General features: G+C 63.1%; 19 protein-coding genes and 1 pseudogene. 13 read left to right on the plus strand and 7 right to left on the minus strand.

Translation table 11 applies throughout. The features are described 5' to 3' along the window. Nucleotides 1–32: 32 nt before the first annotated feature. The 11 genes from J9870_RS16755 to J9870_RS16805 all read left to right on the plus strand — a co-directional run bounded on the left by J9870_RS16755 (nt 33) and on the right by J9870_RS16805 (nt 15199). Nucleotides 33–1331 (plus strand): MFS transporter, encoded by a 1299-nt coding sequence (locus J9870_RS16755; protein ID WP_210639115.1) that lies wholly within the window; start codon nt 33–35, stop codon nt 1329–1331. A gap of 14 nt (nt 1332–1345) precedes the next feature. After that, on the plus strand, nt 1346–2323 hold the full coding sequence (locus J9870_RS16760) for a D-glycerate dehydrogenase (RefSeq protein WP_210639116.1): 978 nt from the start codon (nt 1346–1348) through the stop codon (nt 2321–2323). Between the two features lie 382 nt (nt 2324–2705). Beyond that, on the plus strand, nt 2706–3665 hold the full coding sequence (locus J9870_RS16765; RefSeq protein WP_025213310.1) for a MoxR family ATPase: 960 nt from the start codon (nt 2706–2708) through the stop codon (nt 3663–3665). Nucleotides 3666–3674: 9 nt separating this feature from the next. After that, nucleotides 3675–4619, plus strand: a complete 945-nt coding sequence (locus tag J9870_RS16770; RefSeq protein WP_210639117.1) for a DUF58 domain-containing protein — start codon at nt 3675–3677, stop codon at nt 4617–4619. Beyond that, nucleotides 4616–5110, plus strand: coding sequence for a DUF4381 domain-containing protein (locus J9870_RS16775; protein WP_210639118.1), 495 nt, complete (start codon nt 4616–4618; stop codon nt 5108–5110). Before J9870_RS16770 ends, J9870_RS16775 begins: the two co-directional genes overlap by 4 nt. Further along, nucleotides 5103–6182, plus strand: a complete 1080-nt coding sequence (locus J9870_RS16780; protein ID WP_210639119.1) for a VWA domain-containing protein — start codon at nt 5103–5105, stop codon at nt 6180–6182. Before J9870_RS16775 ends, J9870_RS16780 begins: the two co-directional genes overlap by 8 nt. Then, nucleotides 6179–7912 carry a tetratricopeptide repeat protein gene (locus J9870_RS16785; RefSeq protein ID WP_210639120.1) on the plus strand — a complete coding sequence of 578 codons (1734 nt, stop codon included), beginning with the start codon at nt 6179–6181 and terminating at the stop codon, nt 7910–7912. The genes J9870_RS16780 and J9870_RS16785 overlap by 4 nt, the downstream gene beginning before the upstream one ends. Further along, nucleotides 7909–9546: a BatD family protein gene (locus tag J9870_RS16790; protein WP_210639121.1), complete on the plus strand. Its 1638-nt coding sequence runs from the start codon at nt 7909–7911 to the stop codon at nt 9544–9546. The genes J9870_RS16785 and J9870_RS16790 overlap by 4 nt, the downstream gene beginning before the upstream one ends. Nucleotides 9547–9717: 171 nt before the next feature. Next, a complete protein-coding gene (locus J9870_RS16795; RefSeq protein ID WP_210639122.1) occupies nt 9718–10962 on the plus strand; it encodes an exonuclease SbcCD subunit D C-terminal domain-containing protein in 1245 nt (414 codons plus the stop codon). Beyond that, entirely contained in the window at nt 10959–14600 is a 3642-nt protein-coding gene (locus J9870_RS16800) for an AAA family ATPase (protein ID WP_210639123.1), read from the plus strand. The genes J9870_RS16795 and J9870_RS16800 overlap by 4 nt, the downstream gene beginning before the upstream one ends. Next, nucleotides 14597–15199, plus strand: a complete 603-nt coding sequence (locus J9870_RS16805; protein ID WP_210639124.1) for a glutathione S-transferase — start codon at nt 14597–14599, stop codon at nt 15197–15199. The genes J9870_RS16800 and J9870_RS16805 overlap by 4 nt, the downstream gene beginning before the upstream one ends. Nucleotides 15200–15332: 133 nt before the next feature. Here J9870_RS16805 and J9870_RS29710 read toward each other — a convergent pair whose 3' ends face one another. The 7 genes and pseudogenes from J9870_RS29710 to J9870_RS16835 all read right to left on the minus strand — a co-directional run. Further along, nucleotides 15333–15458, minus strand: a complete 126-nt coding sequence (locus tag J9870_RS29710) for a hypothetical protein (protein WP_003202672.1) — start codon at nt 15456–15458, stop codon at nt 15333–15335. 174 nt (nt 15459–15632) lie between these two features. Continuing rightward, a complete protein-coding gene (locus tag J9870_RS16810) occupies nt 15633–15812 on the minus strand; it encodes a hypothetical protein (protein WP_210639125.1) in 180 nt (59 codons plus the stop codon). 156 nt (nt 15813–15968) lie between these two features. Next, nucleotides 15969–17144: a lactonase family protein gene (locus tag J9870_RS16815; RefSeq protein WP_210639126.1), complete on the minus strand. Its 1176-nt coding sequence runs from the start codon at nt 17142–17144 to the stop codon at nt 15969–15971. Beyond that, complete coding sequence (locus tag J9870_RS16820; protein WP_210639127.1) at nt 17131–17430, minus strand: DUF5629 family protein; 300 nt, start codon at nt 17428–17430, stop codon at nt 17131–17133. The genes J9870_RS16815 and J9870_RS16820 overlap by 14 nt, the downstream gene beginning before the upstream one ends. Nucleotides 17431–17667: 237 nt before the next feature. Then, complete coding sequence (locus J9870_RS16825) at nt 17668–19248, minus strand: aldehyde dehydrogenase (NADP(+)) (protein ID WP_210639128.1); 1581 nt, start codon at nt 19246–19248, stop codon at nt 17668–17670. A gap of 12 nt (nt 19249–19260) precedes the next feature. Then, a complete protein-coding gene (gene araD1, locus J9870_RS16830) occupies nt 19261–20253 on the minus strand; it encodes an AraD1 family protein (RefSeq protein ID WP_210639129.1) in 993 nt (330 codons plus the stop codon). A gap of 171 nt (nt 20254–20424) precedes the next feature. After that, nucleotides 20425–21732, minus strand: a pseudogene (locus J9870_RS16835) (MFS transporter); the annotation flags it as partial. A 193-nt stretch (nt 21733–21925) separates the two neighbouring features. Here J9870_RS16835 and J9870_RS16840 point away from each other — a divergent pair. Beyond that, complete coding sequence (locus tag J9870_RS16840) at nt 21926–23662, plus strand: IlvD/Edd family dehydratase (protein ID WP_210639130.1); 1737 nt, start codon at nt 21926–21928, stop codon at nt 23660–23662. A 204-nt stretch (nt 23663–23866) separates the two neighbouring features. Continuing rightward, nucleotides 23867–24586 carry a FadR/GntR family transcriptional regulator gene (locus J9870_RS16845; protein WP_076384441.1) on the plus strand — a complete coding sequence of 240 codons (720 nt, stop codon included), beginning with the start codon at nt 23867–23869 and terminating at the stop codon, nt 24584–24586. Nucleotides 24587–24692: the final 106 nt, after the last annotated feature.

Raw genomic sequence — 24692 nt, forward strand, 5'->3', positions numbered from 1 at the left:
CAACAAAAACAACAAGCTCAGGAGTCACAGACATGCAAACGCTCAACCTCGCCACCCGTCGCTGGTGGTACATCATGCCCATCGTGTTCATCACCTACAGCCTGGCCTACCTGGACCGGGCCAACTATGGATTTGCCGCTGCCTCGGGCATGGCCAAGGACCTGATGATCACGCCGGGGCTCTCGTCATTGCTCGGTGCGCTGTTTTTCCTCGGTTACTTTTTCTTCCAGGTGCCGGGGGCGATCTACGCGCAAAAACACAGTGTGAAGAAGCTGATCTTCGTCAGCCTGATCCTTTGGGGCTCGCTGGCGACGCTGACAGGCGTGGTCTCCAATGCGTACTGGCTGATCGTGATCCGCTTCATGCTCGGCGTGGTCGAAGCCGCCGTGATGCCGGCCATGCTGGTGTATCTGTGCCACTGGTTCACCCGGGCCGAACGCTCGCGCGCCAATACCTTCCTGATCCTCGGCAACCCGGTGACCATGCTGTGGATGTCGGTGGTGTCGGGTTACCTGGTGCAACAATTCGACTGGCGCTGGATGTTCATCATCGAAGGCCTGCCGGCGGTGCTCTGGGCCTTTATCTGGTGGCGCCTGGCCGATGATCGTCCGGCCCAGGCCAAGTGGCTCAGCGATCAGGAAAAACACGACCTGGAAAGCGCACTGGCGGCCGAACAGGTTGGTATCAAGGCGGTGAAGAACTATGCCGAGGCCTTCCGCTCGCCCAAGGTGATCATCCTGGCGCTGCAGTTTTTCTGCTGGAGCATCGGGGTCTACGGGTTCGTGCTGTGGTTGCCGTCCATCCTCAAGGCTGGCCTGCAAATGAGCATGGTCGAGGCCGGGTGGCTGTCGTCGTTGCCTTACCTGGCGGCGGTGGTCGGCATGCTGGTGGTGTCCTGGGCGTCGGACAAGGCGCAAAAACGCAAGCGTTTTGTCTGGCCGCCGTTGCTGATCGCCTCCGTCGCGTTCTACGCCTCCTACCTTCTTGGGGCCGAGCATTTCTGGTGGTCCTACAGCTTGCTGGTGGTCGCCGGCGCCTGCATGTACGCCCCGTACGGACCGTTTTTTGCCATCGTTCCAGAAATCCTTCCGGCCAACGTCGCCGGCGGCGCCATGGCGCTGATCAACAGCATGGGCGCGCTGGGTTCGTTCGGCGGCTCATACCTGGTGGGTTACCTCAACGGCTCCACCGGCTCCCCGGGCATGTCGTTTTTGCTGATGAGCGGCGCGTTGCTGCTGTCGGTGGTACTGACCCTTGCCCTCAAGCCCGGCGCCAGTGACCGGAGCGTATCCAAAACCGCGAAGCCGCAACCGGCGCCCGCCCATTCCTGAATCGAGACCTATCCATGAAAAAGCACGTGGTGTTGTACAAAGCGCTGTCAGTGCAATTGATGGACCGCCTGCAAGCGCAGGCCCAAGTCACCCTCATCGAACGCCTCGATGCACAGGGCCTGGCCCGACTGCGCGACGCTTTGCCAGGCGCCCATGGCCTGCTGGGTGCCAGCCTCAAGCTGGATGCGCCGCTCCTGGACTTGGCGCCGAATCTGCAAGCCATCGCCAGCGTCTCGGTGGGGGTCGACAACTACGACATCGATTACCTGACCGAACGCCGGATCCTGCTCAGCAACACCCCCGACGTGCTGACCGAGACCACCGCAGACACCGGCTTCGCCCTGATCCTGGCGACAGCTCGACGCGTGGTGGAACTGGCCAATCTGGTCCGCTCGGGCCAATGGCAACAGAGCATCGGCCCCAAGCATTTTGGCAGCGACGTCCACGGCAAGACCCTGGGCATCATCGGCATGGGCCGCATCGGCGAAGCCCTGGCCCAGCGCGGACACTTCGGCTTCGGCATGCCGGTGCTCTACCACAGCCATTCGCCCAAGCCCGCGGTCGAGCAACGCTTCGGCGCGCACTACTGCAGCCTCGAAACGCTGTTGCAGCAGGCGGACTTCATTTGCCTGACCTTGCCCTTGACCGCCGAGACCCAAGGGCTGATCGGGGCACAAGCGTTTGCACGGATGCGCCCTGAGAGCATCTTCATCAATATCTCCCGGGGCAAGGTGGTGGATGAAGGCGCGCTGATCGACGCCCTGCGCAACGGACAGATCCGTGGCGCGGGACTGGATGTGTTCGAACGCGAACCCGTGAGCGCGGACTCGCCGTTGTTGCAAATGGATAACGTGGTGGCAACGCCGCACATGGGCTCGGCCACCCACGAGACACGGGAAGCGATGGCCCGCTGTGCGGTGGACAATCTGTTGATGGCGTTGGCGGGGGAACGGCCGGTGAATCTGGTGAATCCGGGGGCGTGGAAGGGTTGAGTCATTCGCCGCCAATTCCTGTGGGAGCCGAGTTCGCTCGCGATAGCGGTCTGTCTGAGACGATGCGGCTGGATGTGCCGGCCTCTTCGCGAGCAGGCTCGCTCCCACAATGGATCTGTGACAATCCTTGATCCTGCGCCCGCCGCCAATCACTCTATGGGAGCGGGCTTGCCCGCGAAGGCGTAGTGTCAGGCAACCTTTTCATCGACTGGAACACCGCTTTCGCGAGCAAGCCCGCTCCCACAATGAATCCAAACCGATCACAAATCCGCACACCAAACAAAATCCCGTTAGTCGCCACCCCCCGCCATGCATTAAAGTAACGCCCCCAGCCCCGGCGTTATCCGAACGCCTGGGCCACCCTTTCCAGGAACAGTCACCGATGGAACATCGTGAAGCGCTGCTGGCGCTGCGAACCTTTCTTTCAACGCAGATTCTCGGCCAGGAAAAACTCATCGAGCGCCTGCTCATCGCCCTGCTCGCCGATGGCCACATGTTGGTGGAAGGCGCGCCGGGGCTGGCCAAGACCAAGGCCATCAAAGAGTTGGCCGAGGGCATCGAAGCGCAATTCCATCGTATCCAGTTCACCCCCGACCTGTTGCCCGCCGACATCACCGGCACGGAAATCTATCGCCCGGAAACCGGCAGTTTCGTGTTCCAGCAAGGGCCGATCTTCCACAACCTGGTGCTGGCGGACGAAATCAACCGTGCCCCGGCCAAGGTCCAGTCGGCCTTGCTCGAAGCCATGGCCGAGCGACAGGTCAGTGTCGGGCGCAGTACCTATGAACTGTCACCGCTGTTCCTGGTAATGGCCACGCAGAACCCTATCGAGCAGGAAGGCACCTACCCGCTGCCCGAAGCCCAGCTCGACCGCTTCCTGATGCACGTCAAGATCGGCTTCCCGGACGCCGCAGTGGAGCGCCGCATCCTGCAACAGGCCCGGGGTGAAGCGCTGAACGGCGAAACCAAGCCCGAGCGCCGCGTCAGTCAGCAGGCGATTTTTTCCGCGCGCAAGGAAATCCTCGGCTTGTACATGGCCGATGCGGTGGAGGAATACCTGGTGCAACTGGTCATGGCCACCCGCACACCGGCCAAGTTCGACCCGGAGATGGCCGAGTGGATCGCCTATGGCGCCAGCCCACGGGGCTCCATCGCCCTGGACCGCTGCGCCCGGGCCCACGCCTGGTTGGCCGGACGCGACTTCGTCAGCCCGGAAGACATCCAGGCCGTGCTGTTCGACGTACTGCGCCATCGCATCATCCTGTCGTTCGAAGCCGAAGCCGCCGGTATCGACCAGGACCGGGTTGTGCAGCGGATTCTCGACGTCGTCGCTGTCGCTTGAGCATGAACCATGAATAACCCACTGGCGCCCGCACCGGGCATCCGCGTCAGCCTTTCGGAGCTGATCGAGATGCGCCATCGCGTGCGTGAAGTGCAGTTGTTCTCGACACCCGGCCAGCGCAGCCCGTTGATCGGCCTGCACCATTCCAAGTTGCGCGGGCGCGGGGTGGATTTCGATCAGGTGCGGGTCTATCAGGCCGGCGATGATGTGCGCACCATTGACTGGCGCGTCACCGCGCGCACCCAGGAGCCGCATACCAAGCTGTTCCACGAAGAACGGGAACGGCCGATTTTCATCATGATCGAGCAAAGCCACCGCTTGTTCTTCGGTTCCGGGCTGATGTTCAAGTCGGTGCTCGCCGCCCAGGCCGCCAGCCTGATCGGCTGGGCCGCTCTGGGGCACAATGACCGGGTCGGCGGGCTGGTGTTCGGCGACAACACTCATTACGAGGTCAAGCCCCGGCGCAGCAAACAGAGCCTTCTGCAACTGCTCAACCGCCTGGTGCGGGTCAATCAGTCGCTGCACACCGAAGGCGAGCCGGACCGCGACTCGTTTGGCATTGCCCTGCGTCGAGCCCGGGAAGTGCTGCGGCCCGGCAGCCTGGTGATCGTGATTTGCGACGAACGCGCCCTGTCCGACAGTGCCGAGCAACAACTGAGCCTGCTGTCGCGCCATTGCGACCTGTTGCTGCTGCCATTGTCAGACCCACTGGATCACGCCCTGCCCGCCGCTGGCCTGCTGCGTTTCGCCCAACGCGGTTCACAGTTGGAGCTCGACACCCTGAACTTCGAATTGCGCCAGGCCTATCGCGCCCAGGCCGAGGCGCGCCAGGAGCGCTGGGAAATACTGGCGCAGAAGCTGCGGATCCTGATGATGCCCTTGAGTACCCAGGGCGACATGGTCGAGCAGCTGCGCGAATACCTGAACCCCAAGCGGGCCGGGAAAAGTCGATGAGCAACCTGGATCAATTGCAGCCGCTGATGGCACCGCCCCCTATCGGTTTCTGGCCCCCTGCACCGGGCTGGTGGTTACTGCTGGTGTTGATCCCGTTGCTGGGCCTGGGCCTGTGGCAGTTGCGTCGGTTCATTCCCGTCAAGCGCACCGTTGCCCGTGCCGAACAACCGCTGGACCCGGTGCGCCTGGCCGCCCTGGCCGAACTCGCCCTGCTCCCCAAACCCTACGATGGGGCGCCGGCCGGGGCTTGGTTGCAACAGCTCAACGGGCTGCTCAAGCGCCTGTGCCGCAACCACTACCCCTACAGCCAGAGCCACACCCTCAACGGGCGTAAATGGCTGGCCTTCCTGGACAACCGCTGCCCGGCAGCCGGCCTGACCCGTTGGATGGTGCTGGTGGAAGGGGCCTACAAGCCCGAATGCAAACTCGATGACAAGGCCATCGCCGGCCTGACCCAAGCGGTCGAGATCTGGATTCGCAAACATGTTTGAATTCGCCTGGCCATGGATTTTCGCCCTGTTGCCGCTGCCCTGGCTGATGCGCCTGGTATTGCCGGCGGCCGACAGCGGCGAGCCGGCGCTCAAGGTCAGTTTCCTGGGCGACCTCGAAGGCCTGGTGGGACGTCGAGCCCGGGCCAATCTGCCGACCTGGCGCCAGCAGGCGCCCTTCATCCTGCTCTGGTTGCTGTTGCTGATGGCCGCTGCACGTCCTCAATGGTTAGGCGAGCCGTTGCCGATTGCCGCCAGCGGTCGTGACCTGCTGGTGGCGGTGGATGTCTCGGGGTCCATGGATTTCCCCGACATGCAGTGGAAGGACGAAGAGGTCAGTCGCCTGGCGCTGGTCCAACACATGCTGGGGGATTTTCTCGAGCGTCGCGAAGGTGACCGGGTCGGCCTGATCCTGTTCGGCAGCCAGGCCTATCTGCAGGCGCCACTGACCTTCGATCGTCGCACCGTGCGGCGCTGGCTCGACGAAGCGCGCATCGGCATCGCCGGCAAAAACACCGCCATCGGCGACGCCATCGGCCTGGCCCTCAAGCGTCTGCGCCAACGTCCGGCCCACAGCCGCGTGCTGATCCTGATCACCGACGGCGCCAACAATGGCGGTGAAATCGACCCGCTGACCGCCGCGCGACTGGCCGCCGACGAAGGCGTGAAAATCTACCCGATCGGCATCGGCGCCGACCCGGAACAAAGCGGCACGACGGGCTTGCTCGGCGTCAACCCGAGCCTGGACCTGGACGAGCCGACACTCAAGGACATCGCCCAGGTCACCGGCGGCCAGTATTTTCGTGCCCAGGATGGTGAACAACTGCTGGCGATCAAGACCACCCTCGACCAGCTAGAACCGGTGACCCAGCAACCGACCCAAGCCCGCCCTGCCCAGGCGCTTTACCACTGGCCCCTGGCCCTGGCGTTACTGTTGAGCGTGTTGCTGGTGGCGCGGGGACACTGGCCGGACAATCCGTTGCAGCGCCTGTTCAACCGCCCGTTGTTCCAGACCAGCCAACATGCCGAATGGCGTCAGCGGCTCAAGCGCCTGCGCTTGCGGAGGCGTCGATGATCGCCCTCTGGCCACACTGGCTACGCCCTTGGTTCGTGTTGCTGCTGCCGTTGCTGGGCTGGTTGCTCTGGCAACTGTGGCATCGGCAGAAACGCGTCGGTCGCTGGCAAATGATCTTGCCTCCAGCCTTTCATGCCGTACTGCTCAGCGGCGGCAATGGCCGTGAAAGCCGGCTGCCGTGGATTGCCCTGGGCCTGGGCTGGCTGCTGATCGTGCTGGCGTTGCTAGGGCCAAGCTGGGCGCGGGTCGAACAGACCAGTCAGAAACCCGCCGACCCACTGGTGGTGGTGCTGGAGCTGACCCCGGAGATGCTCGCCACCGACGTCCCGCCCACGCGTCTGGAACAGGCGCGGCGCAAGGTCCTGGACTTGTTGCACAACCGCAGCGACGCCCAGACCGCGATCATCGTCTATGCCGGCAGCGCCCACACGCTGGTGCCACTGTCCGATGACCTGTCCACCAGCGCCAACCTGCTCGAAGCCCTCGCGCCGTCGATCATGCCGCAAAGCGGCCATCGCGCCGACCTGGCAGTCCATAAGGCCCTGGCCCTGCTGGACCAGGGCGAGCTCGGCCAAGGCCGGATCCTGCTGATCGGCTCGTCGCTGAACGAGCAGGAACGCCAAGGCATTCGCCAGGCCCTGGACGGTTCCGCTACACAATGGCTGATGCTGGGCATCGGCACCCGGGAAGGTGCACCGGTGGCCCAAGAGGATGGCAGTTATCTCAAGGATGCCCAGGGCGCAATTCTGTTGCCGCGCCTGGACAACCCGGGGCTCAAGGCGTTCGCCAATGAGTTGGATGGCCGTTACCGTCCGGCACGCCTGGACGACAGCGACCTGCGCGGCCTGGGCCTGCTGGACGGCCCTCGCCATCTGCGCAGCGACGGTCAGACCTTGCGCCTGGACACCTGGGCCGATCAAGGCTATTGGCTGCTCCTGCCGTTGCTACTGCTGGCCGCCTGCGCCGGGCGCCGAGGCTGGTTATTTTGCCTGCCGCTGCTGTTTATGCTGCCGCAAACCGGGCATGCCTTCGAACTCCAGGACCTGTGGTTGCGTCCCGACCAACAGGGCCAGCACCTGCTCAAGCAGAAACGCCCGGCCGAGGCTGCCGAGCACTTCGAGGACCGACAATGGCAAGGCGTTGCCCTGTACGAAGCCGGCAACTACAGCGAAGCCGCCCGGCGCTTTGCCGAGGGTACCGACGCCCGCGCCCACTACAATCGTGGCAACGCCCTGGCCCGGAGCGGCGAACTGGAAGCCGCGCTGGACGCCTATGAGCAGGCTCTGGAGTTGCAACCGGACCTGCGCCCCGCCCAGACCAACAAGGCACTGGTGGAAAGCTTGTTGAAAGAGCAAGCCCCGCCAGCGGAAGAGCCCAAGCCTAGCGAAAGCGAAGAGCCGGGGCCTGCCGAGCAAGCACCGGATGCCGATACCGCCACCCAGTCTTCGGAACCTGGGCAACCCTCCGGAACATCAGCGACGCCGGACGAATCCCAGACTCCCCGGGCCGCACAACCGCCTGCGGCCCAGGATGTACCGGGCAGTGAACTGCCCGATGAGCAAACCACCACCCCGCCACTGCGTCCCGCCGCAGGGCAGCGCAATGAAGAAGAACAGCGCCAGGCACTGGAACAATGGCTGCGCCAGATCCCGGATAACCCAGGGGAACTGCTCAGGCGTAAATTCTGGTATGAACAGCAAAGCCATCAGGCCCAGGGAAAAACCCAATGACCCGCTTCACCGCCTACCTCCTCGCGTTGCTGCTCTGGGCCTCTGGAACCCAGGCTGCAGAGCTGACTGCCAGTGTGGATCGCAGCCGCCTGAACTCCGGGGAAACGGTGGAACTGACCCTGGAATCCAATGACGCCACCCTGTTCGGCAAGCCGGACCTCGGCCCGCTCCAAGCGCTGTTCGATGTACGCGGCACCCGCCAGGTCAACCAACTGACCACCCTCGACGGCGAGAACCGCGCCACCACCCGCTGGATCGTGACCCTGCTGCCGCGCCAGAGCGGCACGGTGATCATACCCCCTCTGCAACTGGGCGAAGTGACTAGCCAGCCAATCACCTTGCAAGTGATCGAAAGCGAAACCCGCAGTGCCTCCGGCACTCTGGCGCCGGTGTTCATCGAGGCCAGCCTCGACCAGACCCAGGTGTATGTACAGGCCCAGGCGATCCTGACCCTGCGCATCTACCATTCCGTGTCGCTGTATGACGACAGCAGCCTGACGCCGCTGCACATCCCCGACGCTCGCACCGAACAACTCGGCGAATCGCGCACCTATGAAAAAGTCATCAACGATGTACGCCACGGCGTAATTGAACTGCGCTACGGCATCTACCCGCAGCGCAGCGGTGAACTGACGATCCCGGCCCAGACCTTCAGCGCCACCCTGGTCGAGCCAGTGGCCCAGGACGCAGCGCCCTCGGGGCCCAAGCCCGGCCAATTGATGCACGTCAGTTCCGAGCAGCTGCAGCTGACCGTCAACCCCAAGCCGGCCAGCTACCCGGCCGATGTGCCCTGGTTGCCGGCCCGTAGCCTGTCCCTGAGTGAGAGCTGGAGCCCGGAACCGACCCACAGCCAGGTGGGCGACTCCCTGACCCGCAGTCTGACCTTGGAAGCCGAAGGCCTGGCCAGCGCCCAGATACCTCCCCTGCCGGCCACCGAGATCAATGGCCTGCGGCGCTATCCGGACCAGCCGGTACTCAGCAGCCGCAGCAGTGAACGCGGGCTGGTGGGTAGTCGCGAAGACCGTGAGGCGCTGGTGCCCAACCGCAGCGGCACCATCGAGCTGCCGCCAGTGGAAGTGGTCTGGTGGAACACCCTGGAAAACCACCTGGACCGCACCAGCCTGCCGGCGCGGACCCTGCAAGTAGCGAACAATCCAAGCCTGATGGTGGATACACCGGCGGGCACGGCGCAGGTCGTGACGACCGTCGACAGCGACACCCTGTGGTATTGGCAACTGAGCAGCGTGATCCTGGCCTGTACGACCCTGCTCGGCTTCGGTCTGTGGTGGCGTGCCCGCTGGCAACCGGCGATCCTGCGCTCGACTCAGACCGGACCAAGCCCACGCACCCTGCTGGATGATCTCAAGCGTACCTGCCTGGCCAACGACCCTCACGCAACCCGCCAGGCCCTCGACGCCTGGGCCCGCCAGCAACCGGAAACCCTGGCCGACATGGCGGCGCGCTTCGTGCCGCTGTCCGACGCCCTCGACGGTCTCAACGGCGCACTCTACAGCGAGACTGGCCAGCTCTGGCAAGGCGAAGACCTGTGGCGGGCCATCCGCACCATTCCCACCGCAGACCGCTCCCAGGGCCCGCTGGGCGACGGTGGGCTGCCACCGCTTTACCCCAAATAACTCTTTTTGCGGCTAGAGCTTTCTGTGGCGAGGGGACCTATCCCTCGCCACAGGGACTGGTACCAGCTCAGCCGAAGAAGTTGCACGGGTCCTCTCTCCTGTTTCCCAGTAAACTCTGCTCTTTTAGCCGCCCATCTTCCCGCGGCCATCATCTGTTTTCTGGAGTTCACCTTGCGTCTGTTTCACACCTCCGACTGGCACCTGGGACAAAACCTGCATGGCCAGGAGCGCGATTTCGAACACGCCTGTTTCCTCGAATGGCTGCTGCGCCAGCTGAGCAGCGAAAAACCCGACGTGCTGCTGATCGCCGGGGACATCTTCGACACCGTCAACCCGCCGGTCAAAGCCCAGGAGCGGCTGTACGATTTCATCGTCAGCGCCCATGAACAAAACGCCAACCTGACCATCGTGATGATCGCCGGCAACCACGACTCCGGCTCGCGGATCGAGCTGCCGGCGCCGTTGATGCGACGTTTGCGCACCCATGCTTTGGGCCGGGTGTTGTGGCTGGACGACGGCCAATTGGACGTCGAACGCCTGCTGCTGCCATTGCCCGACGCCAAGGGCAAGGTCAAGGCGTGGTGCCTGGCCCTGCCGTTCCTGCGCCCCGCCGAAGTCACCGGCGCGCAATTGGGCGATGATTACCTGCGCGGTATCGGCCAGGTCCATGAATGGCTGATCGCCGCGGCCAATAGCAAACGCAAGAAAGGCCAGGCGCTGATCGCCATCAGCCACGCGCACATGGCCGGCGGTTCGGTCTCCGAAGATTCCGAGCGCAGCCTGATCATCGGCAACGCCGAAGCCCTGCCCGCCAGCCTGTTTGGCCCGAGCATCAGCTACGTCGCCCTCGGCCACCTGCACAAACCGCAGAAGGTCAACGGCGAAGAGCGCATCCGCTACAGCGGCTCGCCGATCCCGCTGTCATTCTCGGAGATCGGCTATCAGCATCAGATCCTCGATATCACCCTGGACGGCGAAGCCCTGATCAAGGTCGAACCACGACTGATTCCCCGCGCCGTCAACCTGCAACGCCTGGGCCCGGCGCCGCTGGCCGATATCCTGATACAACTCAAAGACCTGCCGGACATCGACCTGTTGGCCGATGTCCAGCGCCAACCCTGGCTGGAGGTCCGGGTGCGCCTCGACGAGCCGCAGCCAGATTTGCGCCATCAAGTGGAAACCGCGCTGCAAGGCAAAGCCGTGCGCCTGGTACGGATCGCCGCCGAATATGCTGGCAATGGTGGCAACACCAGTGCCGACGACGGCCCAGCGCTGATCGAACTGGATCAACTCAGCCCGCAGGAACTGTTCAGCCGTGCCTGGCAGGACACCTACGGCAACGAGGTGGACGAACAGACCCTCAAGGATTTCGCCGTGCTGTTGCAAGACGTGCAGATGGAGAGCGAGCAGCCATGAAGATTCTCGCGATCCGCCTCAAGAACCTCGCCTCCCTGGCTGGGCCTTTCGACATCGATTTCACTGCCGAACCCTTGGCCAGCGCCGGCCTGTTTGCCATCACCGGCCCCACGGGCGCCGGCAAGAGCACGCTGCTCGACGCCTTGTGCCTGGCGTTGTTCGGCGCCGTGCCGCGCCTCAACAACACCGGGCGTGACGCCAAGGTCCCAGACGCCGACGGCGAAATCGCCACGGGCGACCCGCGCACACTGTTGCGCCGTGGTACCGGCGATGGCTATGCCGAAGTGGATTTTCGCGGCATCGACGGGCGCCGCTATCGCGCCCGCTGGGAAGCCAATCGCGCCCGGGAAAAGGCCGGTGGCAAGCTGCAAGCCAGCCGCCAGAGCCTGCGGGACCTGGACAACGATCAACTGCTGGCGAGCCAGAAAGGCGAATACAAGGCCCAGCTCGAAGCAGCCCTGGGCCTGAACTTCGAACAGTTCACCCGCGCCGTGCTGCTGGCCCAGAGCGAGTTCAGCGCGTTTCTCAAGGCCGATGACAACGACCGCAGCGAACTGCTGGAAAAACTCACCGACACCGCCCTGTACACCCGCCTCGGTCGCCGCGCCTTCGACAAGGCCAAACAAGCCAAGGAAACCCACAAGCAATTGCAGGACCAGGCCACCGGCGTCACCCCGCTGGCACCCGAGGCCAGGGCCGAGCTGGACCAGCGCTTCAACGACGCCCAGCAGCAACTCAAGACCCAACAGGCACAACTCAAGCAGTTGGAGCTGCAACACACCTGGCTCAAGGACTTGCGCCAGTTGCAGGACGAACAGACCAGCGCCGCCGAACAGCTGCAACAGGCCCAAGCCGATTGGGACGCCCTGGCCGACGAGCGCCTGAAACTGACGCGCCTGGAACAACTGGCACCGCAGCGGCATCAGTTCATTCGCCAGACGGAACTGACCCGCCAGCTCGAACCGTTAGCGGTACAGATCCAGCACCTCGCCCAGCAACAGGTCGACCTGCATGCACAACAGACCGCGCTGGAAAACGGCCTGGGCGATGCGCAACGGGCACTGGCCGCAGCCCGCCAACACAGTGCCGAGAGCGCACCGCTGCTGCGCCAGGCCTTCGACGAGCAAAATACCCTCGCCCGCCTCGCCATGGACGTCAGCCAGGGCGCCGAGCGCCAGGAACAGGCGCAACAGGCTTGCAGCGAAGGTCAACGCACGATTGACAGCCTGCTTGAACAGCAAAGGCTGGTGGCCGAGCGCTTGCAGCGAATCGCCGATGCGCTTGAACACAGCGCGCAGCTTGCGCCCCTGAGCGATGCCTGGAATGCCTATCGCGATCGCCTCCAACAGTTGATGCTGATTGGCAATCGCTTGAACAAGGGCCAGGCCGAACTCGCCACACTGGAGCAAAGCGCCGCGCGCGCCATCGAGGAGCTGGCAAACCAGCGACAGAACCTTGAAGTGCTCTACAAAGAAGCCGGTGCCGAACCGGACGCGGTGGCCGAACAGATTCAGTTGCTTGGCAACCTGTTGCAAGACAACCGCAAGCAATTACGTGCCTTCGAAGACCTGACCCGGCTGTGGGCCAGCCAGCAGGAACTGGACAAACGTGGCGGCGATCTGGAACAACGCCAACAACGGGCGTTGCAGGAACGTGACCGGCTGGTGCGTGAAGGCGGCGAAGCCAAGGCCGAACTGGCGATTGCCGAACAGGCCCTGGCCGTCACCCGCGGACTGCTGGAGCGTCAGCGCCTGGCCCGCAGCGAAAGCGTCGAGCAACTGCGCACGCAGTTGCAGGACGACCAGCCGTGCCCGGTGTGTGGCAGCGTCGAGCATCCGTACCATCAGCCCGAGGCCCTGCTGCAAAGCCTCGGGCGCCATGATGAAAGCGAAGAGGCCAACGCCCGCAAAGCCGTCGACCTGCTCAATGAAAAAGTCATCGACCTGCGAGCCCAATACAGTGGCGTCATCGCTCAGCTCAAGGAACTCAAACAACAGCAGGAACAACTCGCCACCCAGCAACAGAGCCTGGCACCCAGCCTTGCAGCCCACCCGCTGTCAGCACAACTGCTGGCCCAGGACTCGAACAAACGCGACGCCTGGCTGGCGCAGCAGAACAGCCAACTGCATCAACACATCAGCCAGGACGAACAACGGCAAAACGCACTGCTGACCCTGCAACAGGACGCCGCGCGCCTGACGCAGCAACTGCGCAATGCCGAAACGGCGAGCCAGCAGGCAGCCCAGCAGTTGAGCAGCCAGCAGCAGGAACTGGCCCATGATCGCCAGCGCCTGGATGAGGAGTTGAGTCACTTCAGCGCCTTGTTGCCAGCAGACACCCTGCAGGCCTTGCGCAGCGAGCCCGCCGCGACCTTCATGCAGCTCGACCAGCAGATATCCCAGCGCCTGGAGCAATTGGAACAGCAGCGTGACGAACTCGGCGAACAGCTCCAGCGCCAGCAAACCCTGGAGAAGGAACAGGACCGCCAGCAGACGCGTGTGCAGCAATTGGAATCGGCGCAGCAGCAGTTCAAGGCCCTGACCGAACAACAGCAAGCGTGCCAGGAAAAACTCACGTACCTGCTGGGCACGCACACCAGCGCCGAACAATGGCAGCAACAGATCGACCAAGCCCTGGAACAGGCTCGCAATGCCGAAGCAGGAGCCAATCAACACCTGCAGGAACTGCGCAATAACCTGGTGCAGTTGGCCGCCGAACTCAAGGCCCGGCAGGAACAGGCGCAATCCCTGGACAGCGAACTTCAAGCGCTGGCGGCCGCCATCGCGCAATGGCGCACCACACATCCTGAATTGGACGACGCCTCCCTCGAAGCCCTGCTCAGCCTCGACGAACAGCACGTCAGCCAATTGCGCCAGCACCTGCTCAACAGAGAAAAGGCCATCGAACAGGCCCGCGTGCTGCTGATCGAACGCGAGCAACGCCTGCAAAACCACCAGGCCCAGCACAATGGCAACCTGGCGCCCGAACAGTTGGCCGAAGCCCTCACCGAGCTACAAGCCCGGTTCGCCGCCAGCGAACAACACTGCGCCGAACTGCGCGCCGAACAGGCCGAGGACCAGCGCCGACAGAACGCCAATCAGGCCCTGGCCCAGCAGATCGAGCAGGCCTACACCGAGTACCAACGCTGGGCACGCCTGGATGCGTTGATCGGTTCGGCCACCGGCGACCGTTTCCGCAAACTGGCCCAGGCGTACAACCTCGATTTGCTGGTGCACCACGCCAACACCCAATTGCGGCAACTGGTTCGTCGCTACCGGCTCAAGCGCGGCGGCAGCATGCTCGGGCTGCTGGTGATGGACACGGAAATGGGCGATGAACTGCGCTCGGTGCATTCATTGTCCGGCGGCGAGACTTTCCTCGTCTCCCTCGCCCTGGCCTTGGGCCTTGCCTCGATGGCGTCCAGCACGCTGAAGATCGAGTCGCTGTTCATCGACGAAGGCTTTGGCAGCCTCGATCCCGAATCCCTGCAACTGGCGATGGATGCCCTCGACGGGTTGCAGGCTCAGGGGCGCAAGGTCGCGGTGATTTCCCACGTGCAGGAAATGCATGAGCGGATCCCGGTACAGATCCAGGTCCGGCGTCAGGGCAACGGCTTGAGCACGGTGGAAGTGAAATGAGCCACGCCACGCTCTATTCCTTTCGCCGCTGCCCCTACGCGATGCGGGCTCGCATGGCGTTGCGCTACAGCGCGGTGCAGCTTGCGATTATCGAAGTCAGCCTGAAGGCCAAGCCGGCCGAGATGCTTGTGCTGTCCAGCAAGGGCACGGTGCCGGTACTGCAGGTCGATAGCCGGGTGATCGATGAAAGCCTGGAAATCATGCGCTGGGCCTTGGCGCAGCAGGACCCGGAAAACTGGAGATTGTTCGGCGACCCTGAAGGCCAGGCGTTGACGGCAGCGTTGATCGAGGAAAACGACCAGGTCTTCAAGCTGCATCTGAACCGCTACAAGTACCCTGAGCGCCATCCCGAACGAGCGATGGAGCACTATCGGGCCGAGGGCGAGGTTTTTCTGCGCAGGCTGGAAGCATTGCTTGAAAGCCGGTCATTCCTGGCAGCGGATCACCAGAGCCTGGCCGACGTGGCACTGATGCCGTTCGTGCGCCAGTTCGCCCATGTCGACCGTGAGTGGTTTGCCCAGGCGCCCTACCCGCGGCTACAGGATTGGTTACATCGGTTCCTGGAGTCCGAGCTGTTCGTGGCGATCATGGCCAAGTAACTGCCTGCGCAGCACTTTTCGATCATTCCCATGCTCCCGCGTGGGAATGTCGCCAGGGACGCTTCTGGTGTGACGCAAAGCGTCACCGGATGCTTTCCCACGCAGAGCGTGGGAACGAGTTGATCTGGTCCGATCAGTCGCTGAGCAAGCTCAACAATCGCTCACGAGCCGCTTCCAACTCGCCGGAATCCGGCTGAGCGGCTGAAACAATCGGAGTGGAATAGAGAAACAGCAGCATCACCGCCAGACGCATCGCCATGGTGTCGATCCTTAATCGGCAAAGGAGTCAATTTATCAGCGTCAAATTTAAACACATGGCCAAGTGATATTACAGCAGGATTTCTCCAGAAACGGCGAAGCCTGCGATCTTTTCTCTTTCACCCAGCTTCAGTGAAGATGAAAAGATCGCAGGCTTCGGTCGTTGCGCGAGATTTCAGTGTTGAGACTTGTGGTCCAGCGCCGCGTAGAAGTTGGCGCTTTGTTGCAGGTATTTCTCGGTATAGCTCTGAGTGCGGTTTCTTTTGTCGCTGATCTCGACACTGGCACTGGCGGGCAGCGCCACGGTGGCAGAGATAGCGGAAGCAGCGATCACGGAGAAGAGATTCAGATTCATGGCGGTAGACCTCGGATTCAGTTGGCTGACTTGCCCGGTTGGGCCGTGAAGCAAACTTACGCGCCGAGGCGTCCTGCCTTGAAATGCTTTGTAGTACTAGCGAATATCAGTCTCGTTGATACAACCACGAAGGCCCCGAAAAACGGGGCCTGCGGTCTATTGACGGACGATGAACTTCAAATCGCTCGGCGCATCCATCGCCACTTTCTGCACAGTTTTACCCAGCAGACCGGTCTTGGGGTCGCGCTCGAGCACCACGATCTGATTGCTCTTCTGGTTGGCGAACAGCAGGAATTTGCCACTCGGGTCGAGGCTGAACTCGCGCGGATGGTCACCTTCTACGGAACGGCGCTGAAGCTCCTTCAGCGTGCCCGCTGCCGGGTCGATGGCGAACACCAGCACTTCGTTGGTGGTACCGCGATTGCTGACGTACAGGTACTTGCCATCCTGCGAGGCATGCAGTGCAGCCGCCGCCCTGCCCGGTTGAGGCTTGCCAGCCGCCAGGTCCACCAGTTGGCGCGGGGTCAAGCGTCCATCCTGATAATCGAATACGGCCACTTGCGCGCTCATCTCCATCGTCAACCAGGCGTGCTTGCCATCGGCGCTGAACAGCAGATGACGCGGGCCGCTGCCGGGCGGCAACTGCACGAAGGCCGGGTCGGCGGCGGTCAGCGGCAGCTCAGGGTTGGCCTTGGGGTCGTAGCGGTAGATAAACACCTTATCTGCCCCCAGATCGTTGGCGAACACATATTTGCCATCGGGCGAGGACACGGCGGCATGCACATGGGCCGACATCTGCCGCTCGGGATTGACCCGGCTCGGCTGATGACTGCTCAACTGCACCGGGGGCGACAACTTGCCGTCGGCGGCCACCGGCAACATCGCCAGGGTACCGCCCGGATCTTCAACCACCGAGTAGTTGCTGACCAGCAAGTGCCGGCCATCACCGCTGAGACTGGAATGGGTCGGCTCGTTGCCCAGGGACTGCACCTGATTGATCAGGCTCAGTTCATGGGTTTTCGGGTCGATGGCGTAGCTGCTGACCTTGCCCACCGGATCCTTCTGTCCCGGGCCGTTTTCATTGACCACGAACAGTCGAGTCATGTCCTTGGAAAGGGTCAGCCACGACGGGTTGTCAGTCTTGATCACTTGCAACGGCTTGGCATCGAGCTGGCCGGTGCGGCTGTCGAATTGCAAGCGGTAGATGCCCTGGCTCTGGCCGGCGGTGTAGGAACCCACCAGCAGTTGATGACGCTCGTTGGTATCGGCCTGAACGCCCATGGCGCCCAAGCTGCCGGCCATCAACAGCGGCCAGAAACTACGCATCTTCATGTTCCTCGTCCTCATCATCGTCGTGGCCTCTGGTCGCTTCCACGCACTCCAGGTGGTGATCACCCGAATCGCTGGTGATGATCCAGTGCTTGGAGGCTTTGTCGAACGTCGCGGCCTGCATCTGCGTCGGCGTGAAACGCCAGTGCTCGAGGGTGCGCCCATTCATGCACTCGACGTGCAGCTGATCTTGCTCATCCAGGGAAAAATCGAATGCGTACAGCCCGTCAATGATCAGCATGTCGCAGGATTCGAGGGAGTGCAGCAGGGTGTCGGTAACGGCAGTCATGGTGATCAGTCGGTCATTGGGAAAGTTGCCATGATAACCCAATGTGGGAGTGGGCCTTGGGCCATGACGTCAGACTCGATGTTGACTGGGCTATTGCCATCGCGAGCAAGCTCGCTCCCACAGTTGGGTTTTCAGCGAACGCAAATTTTGTATTCACTAAAGATCCCCTGTGGGAGCGAGCTTGCTCGCGATGGCGGCAGCCCGGTCAATCTCAATCCAGCTGCCTCACCGCAATCCTCAGACCGCCTCGCGCCCCGGCACCCCATCCACCAACCGCAGGATCCCCAACGGGTTGGCGTTCTTCAGCGGTTCCGGCAGCAGGCTGTCGGGATAGTTCTGGAAGCACACCGGACGCAGGAAACGATCGATCGCCAGAGTGCCCACCGAAGTACCACGGGCATCGGATGTCGCCGGATAAGGCCCGCCATGCACCATCGAATCACACACTTCCACCCCGGTCGGATAACCGTTGAGCAGGATGCGACCGACCTTCTGTTCCAGCAACGGCGTCAATTCGCTGAACCGTTCGAAATCCGCCGGCTCGCCGATCATTGTCGCGGTCAGTTGACCGTGCAGGCCGTTCAGCGCAGCGGTCAGTTGCGCTTGGTCGGCGACTTCGACAAACACCGTGGTCGGGCCGAACACTTCTTCCTGCAGCGCCTCGTCACCGTCGATCAGCAGGCTGGCATCGGCCTTGAACAGCTGCGGCTGAGCCTGGTTACCCTGCTGCTCGCGCCCGGCCAGATGCTCGATGCCCGGGTGAGCCAGCAATTTCTGCAAACCTTTGCCGTAGCTTTGCAGCGTGCCGGCGTTGAGCATGGTTTGTGGCGCCTGGTCGCCGATCAACGCAGCCACCTGTTGAGTGAACGCTGTGAACTGCGGCGAACGGATACCGATCACCAAACCGGGGTTGGTGCAGAACTGGCCACAACCCTGCACCACCGAGGCGGTCAAGTCGCGGGCAACGCTGTCGGCACGGGCTTCCAGCGCTTGCGGCAAGACGATCACCGGGTTGATGCTCGACATCTCGGCGAATACCGGGATCGGCTGCGGTCGCGCGGCGGCCATGTCGCACAAGGCGCGCCCGCCCTTGAGGGAACCGGTGAAGCCCACGGCCTGGATCGCCGGATGCTTGACCAGCCATTCGCCGACACCACCGCCGTAGATCATGTTGAACACACCGGCCGGCATAGCGGTTTTCTCAGCCGCGCGGATGATCGCATCGGCCACGTGCTCGGCGGTTGCCATGTGGCCGCTGTGGGCCTTGAACACCACCGGGCAACCGGCAGCAAGGGCCGACGCGGTGTCGCCACCGGCCGTGGAAAACGCCAGGGGGAAGTTGCTGGCACCAAACACCGCCACCGGACCGAGGCCGATGCGGTACTGGCGCAGATCCGGGCGCGGCAACGGCGTACGTTCCGGCAAGGCCCGGTCGATGCGCGCGCCGTAGAAATCGCCACGGCGCAGGACCTTGGCGAACAGGCGCATCTGGCCGCTGGTGCGACCGCGCTCGCCCTGGATCCGCGCCGCCGGCAACGCGGTTTCACGGCAGACTACGGCGACGAACTCATCGCCCAGGGCATCCAGTTCATCGGCAATGGCTTCGAGGAACTCGGCCCGGCGCACCGCGCTCAGGCTGCGATAGGCCGGATAAGCAGCGGCAGCGGCCTTGGCGGCGGCGTCGACTTCTTCTGCCGTGGCCTGGATGAAATCATGGGGCAAGGCTTCGCCGGTGCTGGCGTCGACGCTCTGCAGGCGAGTCTGGCCCGCCGCACTGCGCGCCCCACCGATGTAGTTGTGGCCAAGGATCTGGTTCATCGCAAGTCTCCTTTAAAGTGTGCCGATAGTACCCGGGTTGAACACCGCGTCCACCGGGGTAATGCCGTTGACCAAAGGCGCGCCGAACTCAGCCTGACTGATTTCGAACACATCCCCCGGCTGAGTGCGGATGCCGTCGGCGAACGACAGGGTCGCGGTGCCAAAGAAATGAACGTGCACATCCCCCGGGCGCAGGAACTGACTGTACTTGAAGTGATGGAACTCCAGGTTTTCCAGGCTGTGGCACATGTTCGCCTCGCCACTGAGGAATTCGTTCTGCCACAGCACTTCGCCGTTGCGCAGGATACGACTGGTCCCGGAAAGATGTTGAGGCAGATCACCCACGCGAAGTTCCGGGCCAAAACTGCAACTGCGCAGTTTCGAATGGGCCAGGTACAGGTAATTCTTGCGTTCCATCACGTGGTCGGAGAACTCGTTGCCCACGGCAAAACCCAAGCGATAAGGCTTACCGTCGTAGCCGATGACGTACAGGCCACTGATTTCCGGCTCCTCGCCCGCGTCTTCGGCGAACGGCGGCAGCGGGAACGGATGGCCCGGACGGACAACGATGCTGCCGTCGCCCTTGTAGAACCATTCCGGTTGCACACCGGCCTGCCCGGCCTCGGGTTTGCCACCCTCCACGCCCCACTTGAAGATGCGCATGGTGTCGGTCATTGCGCTTTCGTCGCCGGCCTGCTGGTGCATCTTGTCCCGGGCCGAGGCGCTGCCCAGGTGAGTCAGGCCGGTGCCGCTGACCAGCAGGTGCGCCGGGTCCGGGTGATCCAATGGCGGCAGGACGCGCAGCTCTTCGAGCAATTGCGCGTAGTCATGACCGGCCCCCAGTCCCAGGCTGTTGACCTGTTGCTCAAGCTTCACGCCCGCTTCGATAGCCGCCAGTGCCAGGTCGCGCACGGTTCGAGCGCCCTGCACTTCGCGCACCTGATCGCCCTCGACCACACCGACGCGGCGTTCACCGTTAGGCAATTCGAACTGAACTAAACGCATATTCTTCTCCCTGCAACATAGCTTGAATTACACACTGATCCTTGTGGGAGCGAGCTTGCTCGCGATTGCAGTCTGACAGTCGACATCATGGGTGAATGTAAGACCGCTATCGCGAGCAAGCTCGCTCCCACAGTTGATCGGGGTTACCCCTGGAATCTTATGTACGCGTAGCCCCCGGGCGCTGGCCGCGAACTGATCCGCCGGCAGCACATGCTTGCGCTCCAGCAACCGATAGACCACGCCGGTCAACACCAGGCCGAACACCATCACGCCCGACAGGAAGTACAGCCCCGACGCCAGGTTGCCGGTGTACTCCTTCAGCGCACCGATCACGAACGGCCCGATGTAACCACCCAGGTTGCCCACCGAGTTGATCAGCGCAATGCCCGCCGCGGCACTGGCGCCGGCAAAGAATCGCCCGGGCAAGGTCCAGAACACCGCCGTGCAGGAAAACAGCGCGAACGCCACCAGGCACAGCGCCGCCAACTGCAACACCGGCACCGACAGCCAGGCGCTGAGGAACAGGCCCATAGCGCCCAGCACATAGAGCACGGCCAGATGGCCGTAGCGGTCGTTCAAGCGGTCGGAACTGCGGGGAATGATCAGCAAGCCGATGATGCCGAAAATGTACGGCACCGACGACACGAAGCCGGTCACCAGGTCGCTGCCGCCGAACTGCTTGATCAGCGTCGGCAACCACAGGCCCAGGCCATAAATGCTCAGGGTGACCGGCAGGTAGAACAGCGCCAGCAGCAGGACCCGTTTGTCCTTCAGGGCATGCAGCGGATTGCCGTGGCGGGTCTGGCCGTATTCCTGCAAGTCTTTCTTCAACTCACCAGTCAGCCAGTCCTTCTCGGCCTGATCCATCCATTTGACCTGTTGCGGGCCGTCGGGCAGGAAACGCAGCACCGGCCAGGTCAGCAGTACCGCCGGCAGGCCGATGACGATGAACAACCATTGCCAGCCGTGCAGGCCCAGCACGCCGTCCATGCCCAGCAAACCGCCAGACACGGGACCGGTGATCATCATCGCGATGGGCTGGGACAGAATGAACAGGCCGAGGATCTTGCCGCGATGGCGCACCGGGAACCATTGAGTGATGTAGTACAGCACGCCTGGGAAGAACCCGGCTTCGGCCGCGCCCAGCAAAAAGCGCATCACATAGAAGCTATGCGGGCCTTGGACGAACGCCATGCCAATGGTGATGGCGCCCCAGGTGACCATGATCCGGGCGAACCAGCGCCGGGCACCGAAGCGCTCCAACATCAGGTTGCTGGGGATCTCCAGCAGGAAATAACCGATGAAAAACAGCCCGGCCCCCAGACCGTAGGCGGCGTCGCCGATGCCCAGGTCAGCGCCCATGTGCAGCTTGGCAAAGCCCACGGCGGAGCGGTCCACGTAGGCAATCAGGTAAAGCAGGATCAGGAAGGGAATCAGTTTCAGCGTGATGCGACGAATAAGCCGCAATTCCTGGCTCATGGGACCGGTCTCCGATTGTTGTTGTTATAGAACCTCGGGGGATTTCTCTCGCCAATGACAGCCAGGACAACCCCTCCATTGAATCGGACTATATAGTAATACTATTTACCCAACAACACTTCCAAACCTCGCAAATTGCGCTTATGTTAGCCTCACGCTAGAACAATATAGTCATACAATAAGAGAATCGATCATGTCTGATAAGAAACCCTCCCTGCGCTCGGCCCAATGGTTTGGCACCGCCGACAAAAATGGCTTCATGTACCGCAGCTGGATGAAAAATCAGGGCATCGCCGACCATCAGTTCCATGGCAAGCCGATCATCGGCATCTGCAACACCTGGTCGGAGCTGACGCCGTGCAATGCGCATTTCCGGCAGATCGCCGAGCACGTCAAGCGCGGCGTGATCGAGGCTGGGGGGTTCCCGGTGGAATTCCCGGTGTTCTCCAACGGCGAATCGAACCTGCGCCCCACCGCCATGCTGACCCGCAACCTGGCGAGCATGGACGTGGAAGAGGCGATTCGCGGCAACCCGATTGACGGCGTGGTGCTGCTCACCGGTTGCGACAAGACCACTCCAGCCTTGCTGATGGGCGCCGCCAGTTGCGACGTACCGGCCATCGTCGTGACCGGCGGGCCGATGCTCAACGGCAAGCACAAGGGCCAGGACATCGGTTCGGGCACGGTAGTCTGGCAACTGAGCGAGCAGGTCAAGGCCGGCACCATCACCCTTGACGATTTCCTCGCGGCCGAGGGCGGCATGTCCCGCTCGGCCGGTACTTGCAACACCATGGGTACTGCCTCGACCATGGCCTGCATGGCCGAAGCCCTCGGCACCTCCCTGCCGCACAACGCTGCCATTCCAGCCGTGGACGCGCGCCGTTATGTGCTGGCGCACATGTCCGGCATGCGCGCAGTGGAAATGGTTCGTGAAGACCTGAAGCTGTCGAAGATCCTGACCAAGGAAGCCTTCGAAAACGCCATCCGCGTCAACGCCGCCATCGGCGGCTCGACCAACGCGGTGATCCACCTCAAGGCCATTGCCGGGCGCATCGGCGTGCAACTGGAGTTGGATGACTGGACCCGCATCGGCCGTGGCATGCCGACCATCGTCGACCTGCAGCCGTCCGGACGTTTCCTGATGGAGGAGTTCTACTACGCCGGCGGTTTGCCCGCCGTACTGCGCCGTCTCGGCGAAGCGAACCTGCTCCCCAACCCGAATGCCTTGACCGTCAACGGCAAGAGCATCGGCGAGAACACCAAGGACGCACCGATCTACGGCCAGGACGAAGTCATCCGCACCCTGGACAACCCGATCCGCGCCGACGGCGGCATCTGCGTGCTGCGCGGCAACCTGGCGCCACTGGGAGCGGTGCTCAAGCCGTCCGCCGCGACGCCTGAGCTGATGCAGCATCGCGGTCGCGCGGTGGTGTTCGAGAACTTCGACGAGTACAAGGCGCGGATCAATGACCCGGAGCTGGAGGTGGATGCCAGCTCCATCCTGGTGATGAAGAACTGCGGGCCCAAGGGTTATCCGGGCATGGCCGAAGTCGGCAACATGGGCCTGCCGGCCAAGCTGCTGGCCCAGGGCGTGACCGACATGGTGCGGATTTCCGATGCGCGCATGAGCGGCACCGCCTACGGCACCGTGGTGCTGCACGTAGCGCCGGAAGCAGCCGCCGGCGGACCTCTGGCAGCGGTGAAGGAAGGTGACTGGATCGAGCTCGATTGCGCCAGCGGCCGCCTGCACCTGGACATTAGCGACGCCGAACTCGCCGCGCGCCTGGCCGACATCGCGCCACCGCAACAACTGTTGGTGGGCGGCTATCGCCAGCTGTACATCGACCATGTCCTGCAAGCGGACCAGGGCTGTGACTTCGACTTCCTGGTCGGCTGCCGCGGCGCCGAGGTGCCACGCCACTCCCATTGACCCCACCTGACCCCCTGTGGGAGCGAGCTTGCTCGCGATAGCGGTTGAACATTCAACATCAAAGTTGGCTGTCACACCGCCATCGCGAGCAAGCTCGCTCCCACAGTAGGTCTGCGTCAGCATTAGAACCGCACTAGCGACCCGCCATCGCCGCGCCTGCTATCATGCGCAGCATCCCCTCCGCACAGGATCGCACCGCCCCCCATGGATTACCGTAAACCCTCCGACCGCAAGAGTATGCATGCGCGCATCGTCCAGGAACTGGGCATGCAGATCGTCTCCGGGCGTTTCAAACCGGACGATAAACTGCCCGCTGAAGCCTTGTTGTGCGAGGAGTATGCGGTCAGCCGCCCGGTGTTGCGTGAAGCCACGCGGGTGCTGGTCGCCAAGGGCCTGGTGTATTCGCGTCCGCGCGTGGGCACGGTGGTCAAGGCGCGGCGGGAATGGCACATGCTCGACCCGGATGTACTGCATTGGCTGATGCAGAGCAGCCCGCAGAATGAATTCTTCAACCTGCTCACCAGCGTGCGCAGCATCATCGAGCCGGCCGCCGCCGCCCTCGCCGCACAGTTCGCCAACGACGCCGACATCGCCGCCATCCGCGAGGCCTACCAGCGCATGGAAGCGGCGCCGACCCCCGAGGCCGTGCTGCAACCGGACCTGGACTTCCACAGCCGCATCGCCGACGCCACCCACAACGACCTGCTCGCCAACCTGTGCAACATGTTGTCGGTGGCCATCGCCGAAGCGCTCAAGCACTCCAACCAGCGGCCCAACCTGCATGAGCTGGCGATGCCGCGGCACAAGGCGATCCTCACTGCCATCGAGAACCGCGACGCCCTCGGCGCCCGCCATGCCACGCTGGTGCAGTTGGACGATGCCCGCAGCGCGCTGAACGTGGTGCTGGGCGCCGATCCTTCCTGATCTGCCCTCCCGACGAGGCCCGGCATAACCCGCATTCCCCAGGGTGGTATCTATTTACCGCCCTCGCAGACGCGGGCTGTCGATACTTCCCTCGTCGTCATTCTCG

It is taken from the genome of Pseudomonas sp. Tri1 (assembly GCF_017968885.1).
In the GTDB taxonomy this organism is placed as follows: Bacteria; Pseudomonadota; Gammaproteobacteria; order Pseudomonadales; family Pseudomonadaceae; genus Aquipseudomonas.

Bases quoted from the DNA above. Each gene is read 5' to 3' on its own strand.
- J9870_RS16755 (WP_210639115.1), top strand. From the start codon at position 33: ATGCAAACGCTCAACCTCGCCACCCGTCGCTGGTGGTACATCATGCCC.
- J9870_RS16760 (WP_210639116.1), top strand. From the start codon at position 1,346: ATGAAAAAGCACGTGGTGTTGTACAAAGCGCTGTCAGTGCAATTGATG.
- J9870_RS16765 (WP_025213310.1), top strand. From the start codon at position 2,706: ATGGAACATCGTGAAGCGCTGCTGGCGCTGCGAACCTTTCTTTCAACG.
- J9870_RS16770 (WP_210639117.1), top strand. From the start codon at position 3,675: ATGAATAACCCACTGGCGCCCGCACCGGGCATCCGCGTCAGCCTTTCG.
- J9870_RS16775 (WP_210639118.1), top strand. From the start codon at position 4,616: ATGAGCAACCTGGATCAATTGCAGCCGCTGATGGCACCGCCCCCTATC.
- J9870_RS16780 (WP_210639119.1), top strand. From the start codon at position 5,103: ATGTTTGAATTCGCCTGGCCATGGATTTTCGCCCTGTTGCCGCTGCCC.
- J9870_RS16785 (WP_210639120.1), top strand. From the start codon at position 6,179: ATGATCGCCCTCTGGCCACACTGGCTACGCCCTTGGTTCGTGTTGCTG.
- J9870_RS16790 (WP_210639121.1), top strand. From the start codon at position 7,909: ATGACCCGCTTCACCGCCTACCTCCTCGCGTTGCTGCTCTGGGCCTCT.
- J9870_RS16800 (WP_210639123.1), top strand. From the start codon at position 10,959: ATGAAGATTCTCGCGATCCGCCTCAAGAACCTCGCCTCCCTGGCTGGG.
- J9870_RS16805 (WP_210639124.1), top strand. From the start codon at position 14,597: ATGAGCCACGCCACGCTCTATTCCTTTCGCCGCTGCCCCTACGCGATG.
- J9870_RS29710 (WP_003202672.1), bottom strand. From the start codon at position 15,458: ATGGCGATGCGTCTGGCGGTGATGCTGCTGTTTCTCTATTCCACTCCG.
- J9870_RS16810 (WP_210639125.1), bottom strand. From the start codon at position 15,812: ATGAATCTGAATCTCTTCTCCGTGATCGCTGCTTCCGCTATCTCTGCC.
- J9870_RS16815 (WP_210639126.1), bottom strand. From the start codon at position 17,144: ATGAAGATGCGTAGTTTCTGGCCGCTGTTGATGGCCGGCAGCTTGGGC.
- J9870_RS16820 (WP_210639127.1), bottom strand. From the start codon at position 17,430: ATGACTGCCGTTACCGACACCCTGCTGCACTCCCTCGAATCCTGCGAC.
- J9870_RS16825 (WP_210639128.1), bottom strand. From the start codon at position 19,248: ATGAACCAGATCCTTGGCCACAACTACATCGGTGGGGCGCGCAGTGCG.
- araD1 (WP_210639129.1), bottom strand. From the start codon at position 20,253: ATGCGTTTAGTTCAGTTCGAATTGCCTAACGGTGAACGCCGCGTCGGT.
- J9870_RS16840 (WP_210639130.1), top strand. From the start codon at position 21,926: ATGTCTGATAAGAAACCCTCCCTGCGCTCGGCCCAATGGTTTGGCACC.
- J9870_RS16845 (WP_076384441.1), top strand. From the start codon at position 23,867: ATGGATTACCGTAAACCCTCCGACCGCAAGAGTATGCATGCGCGCATC.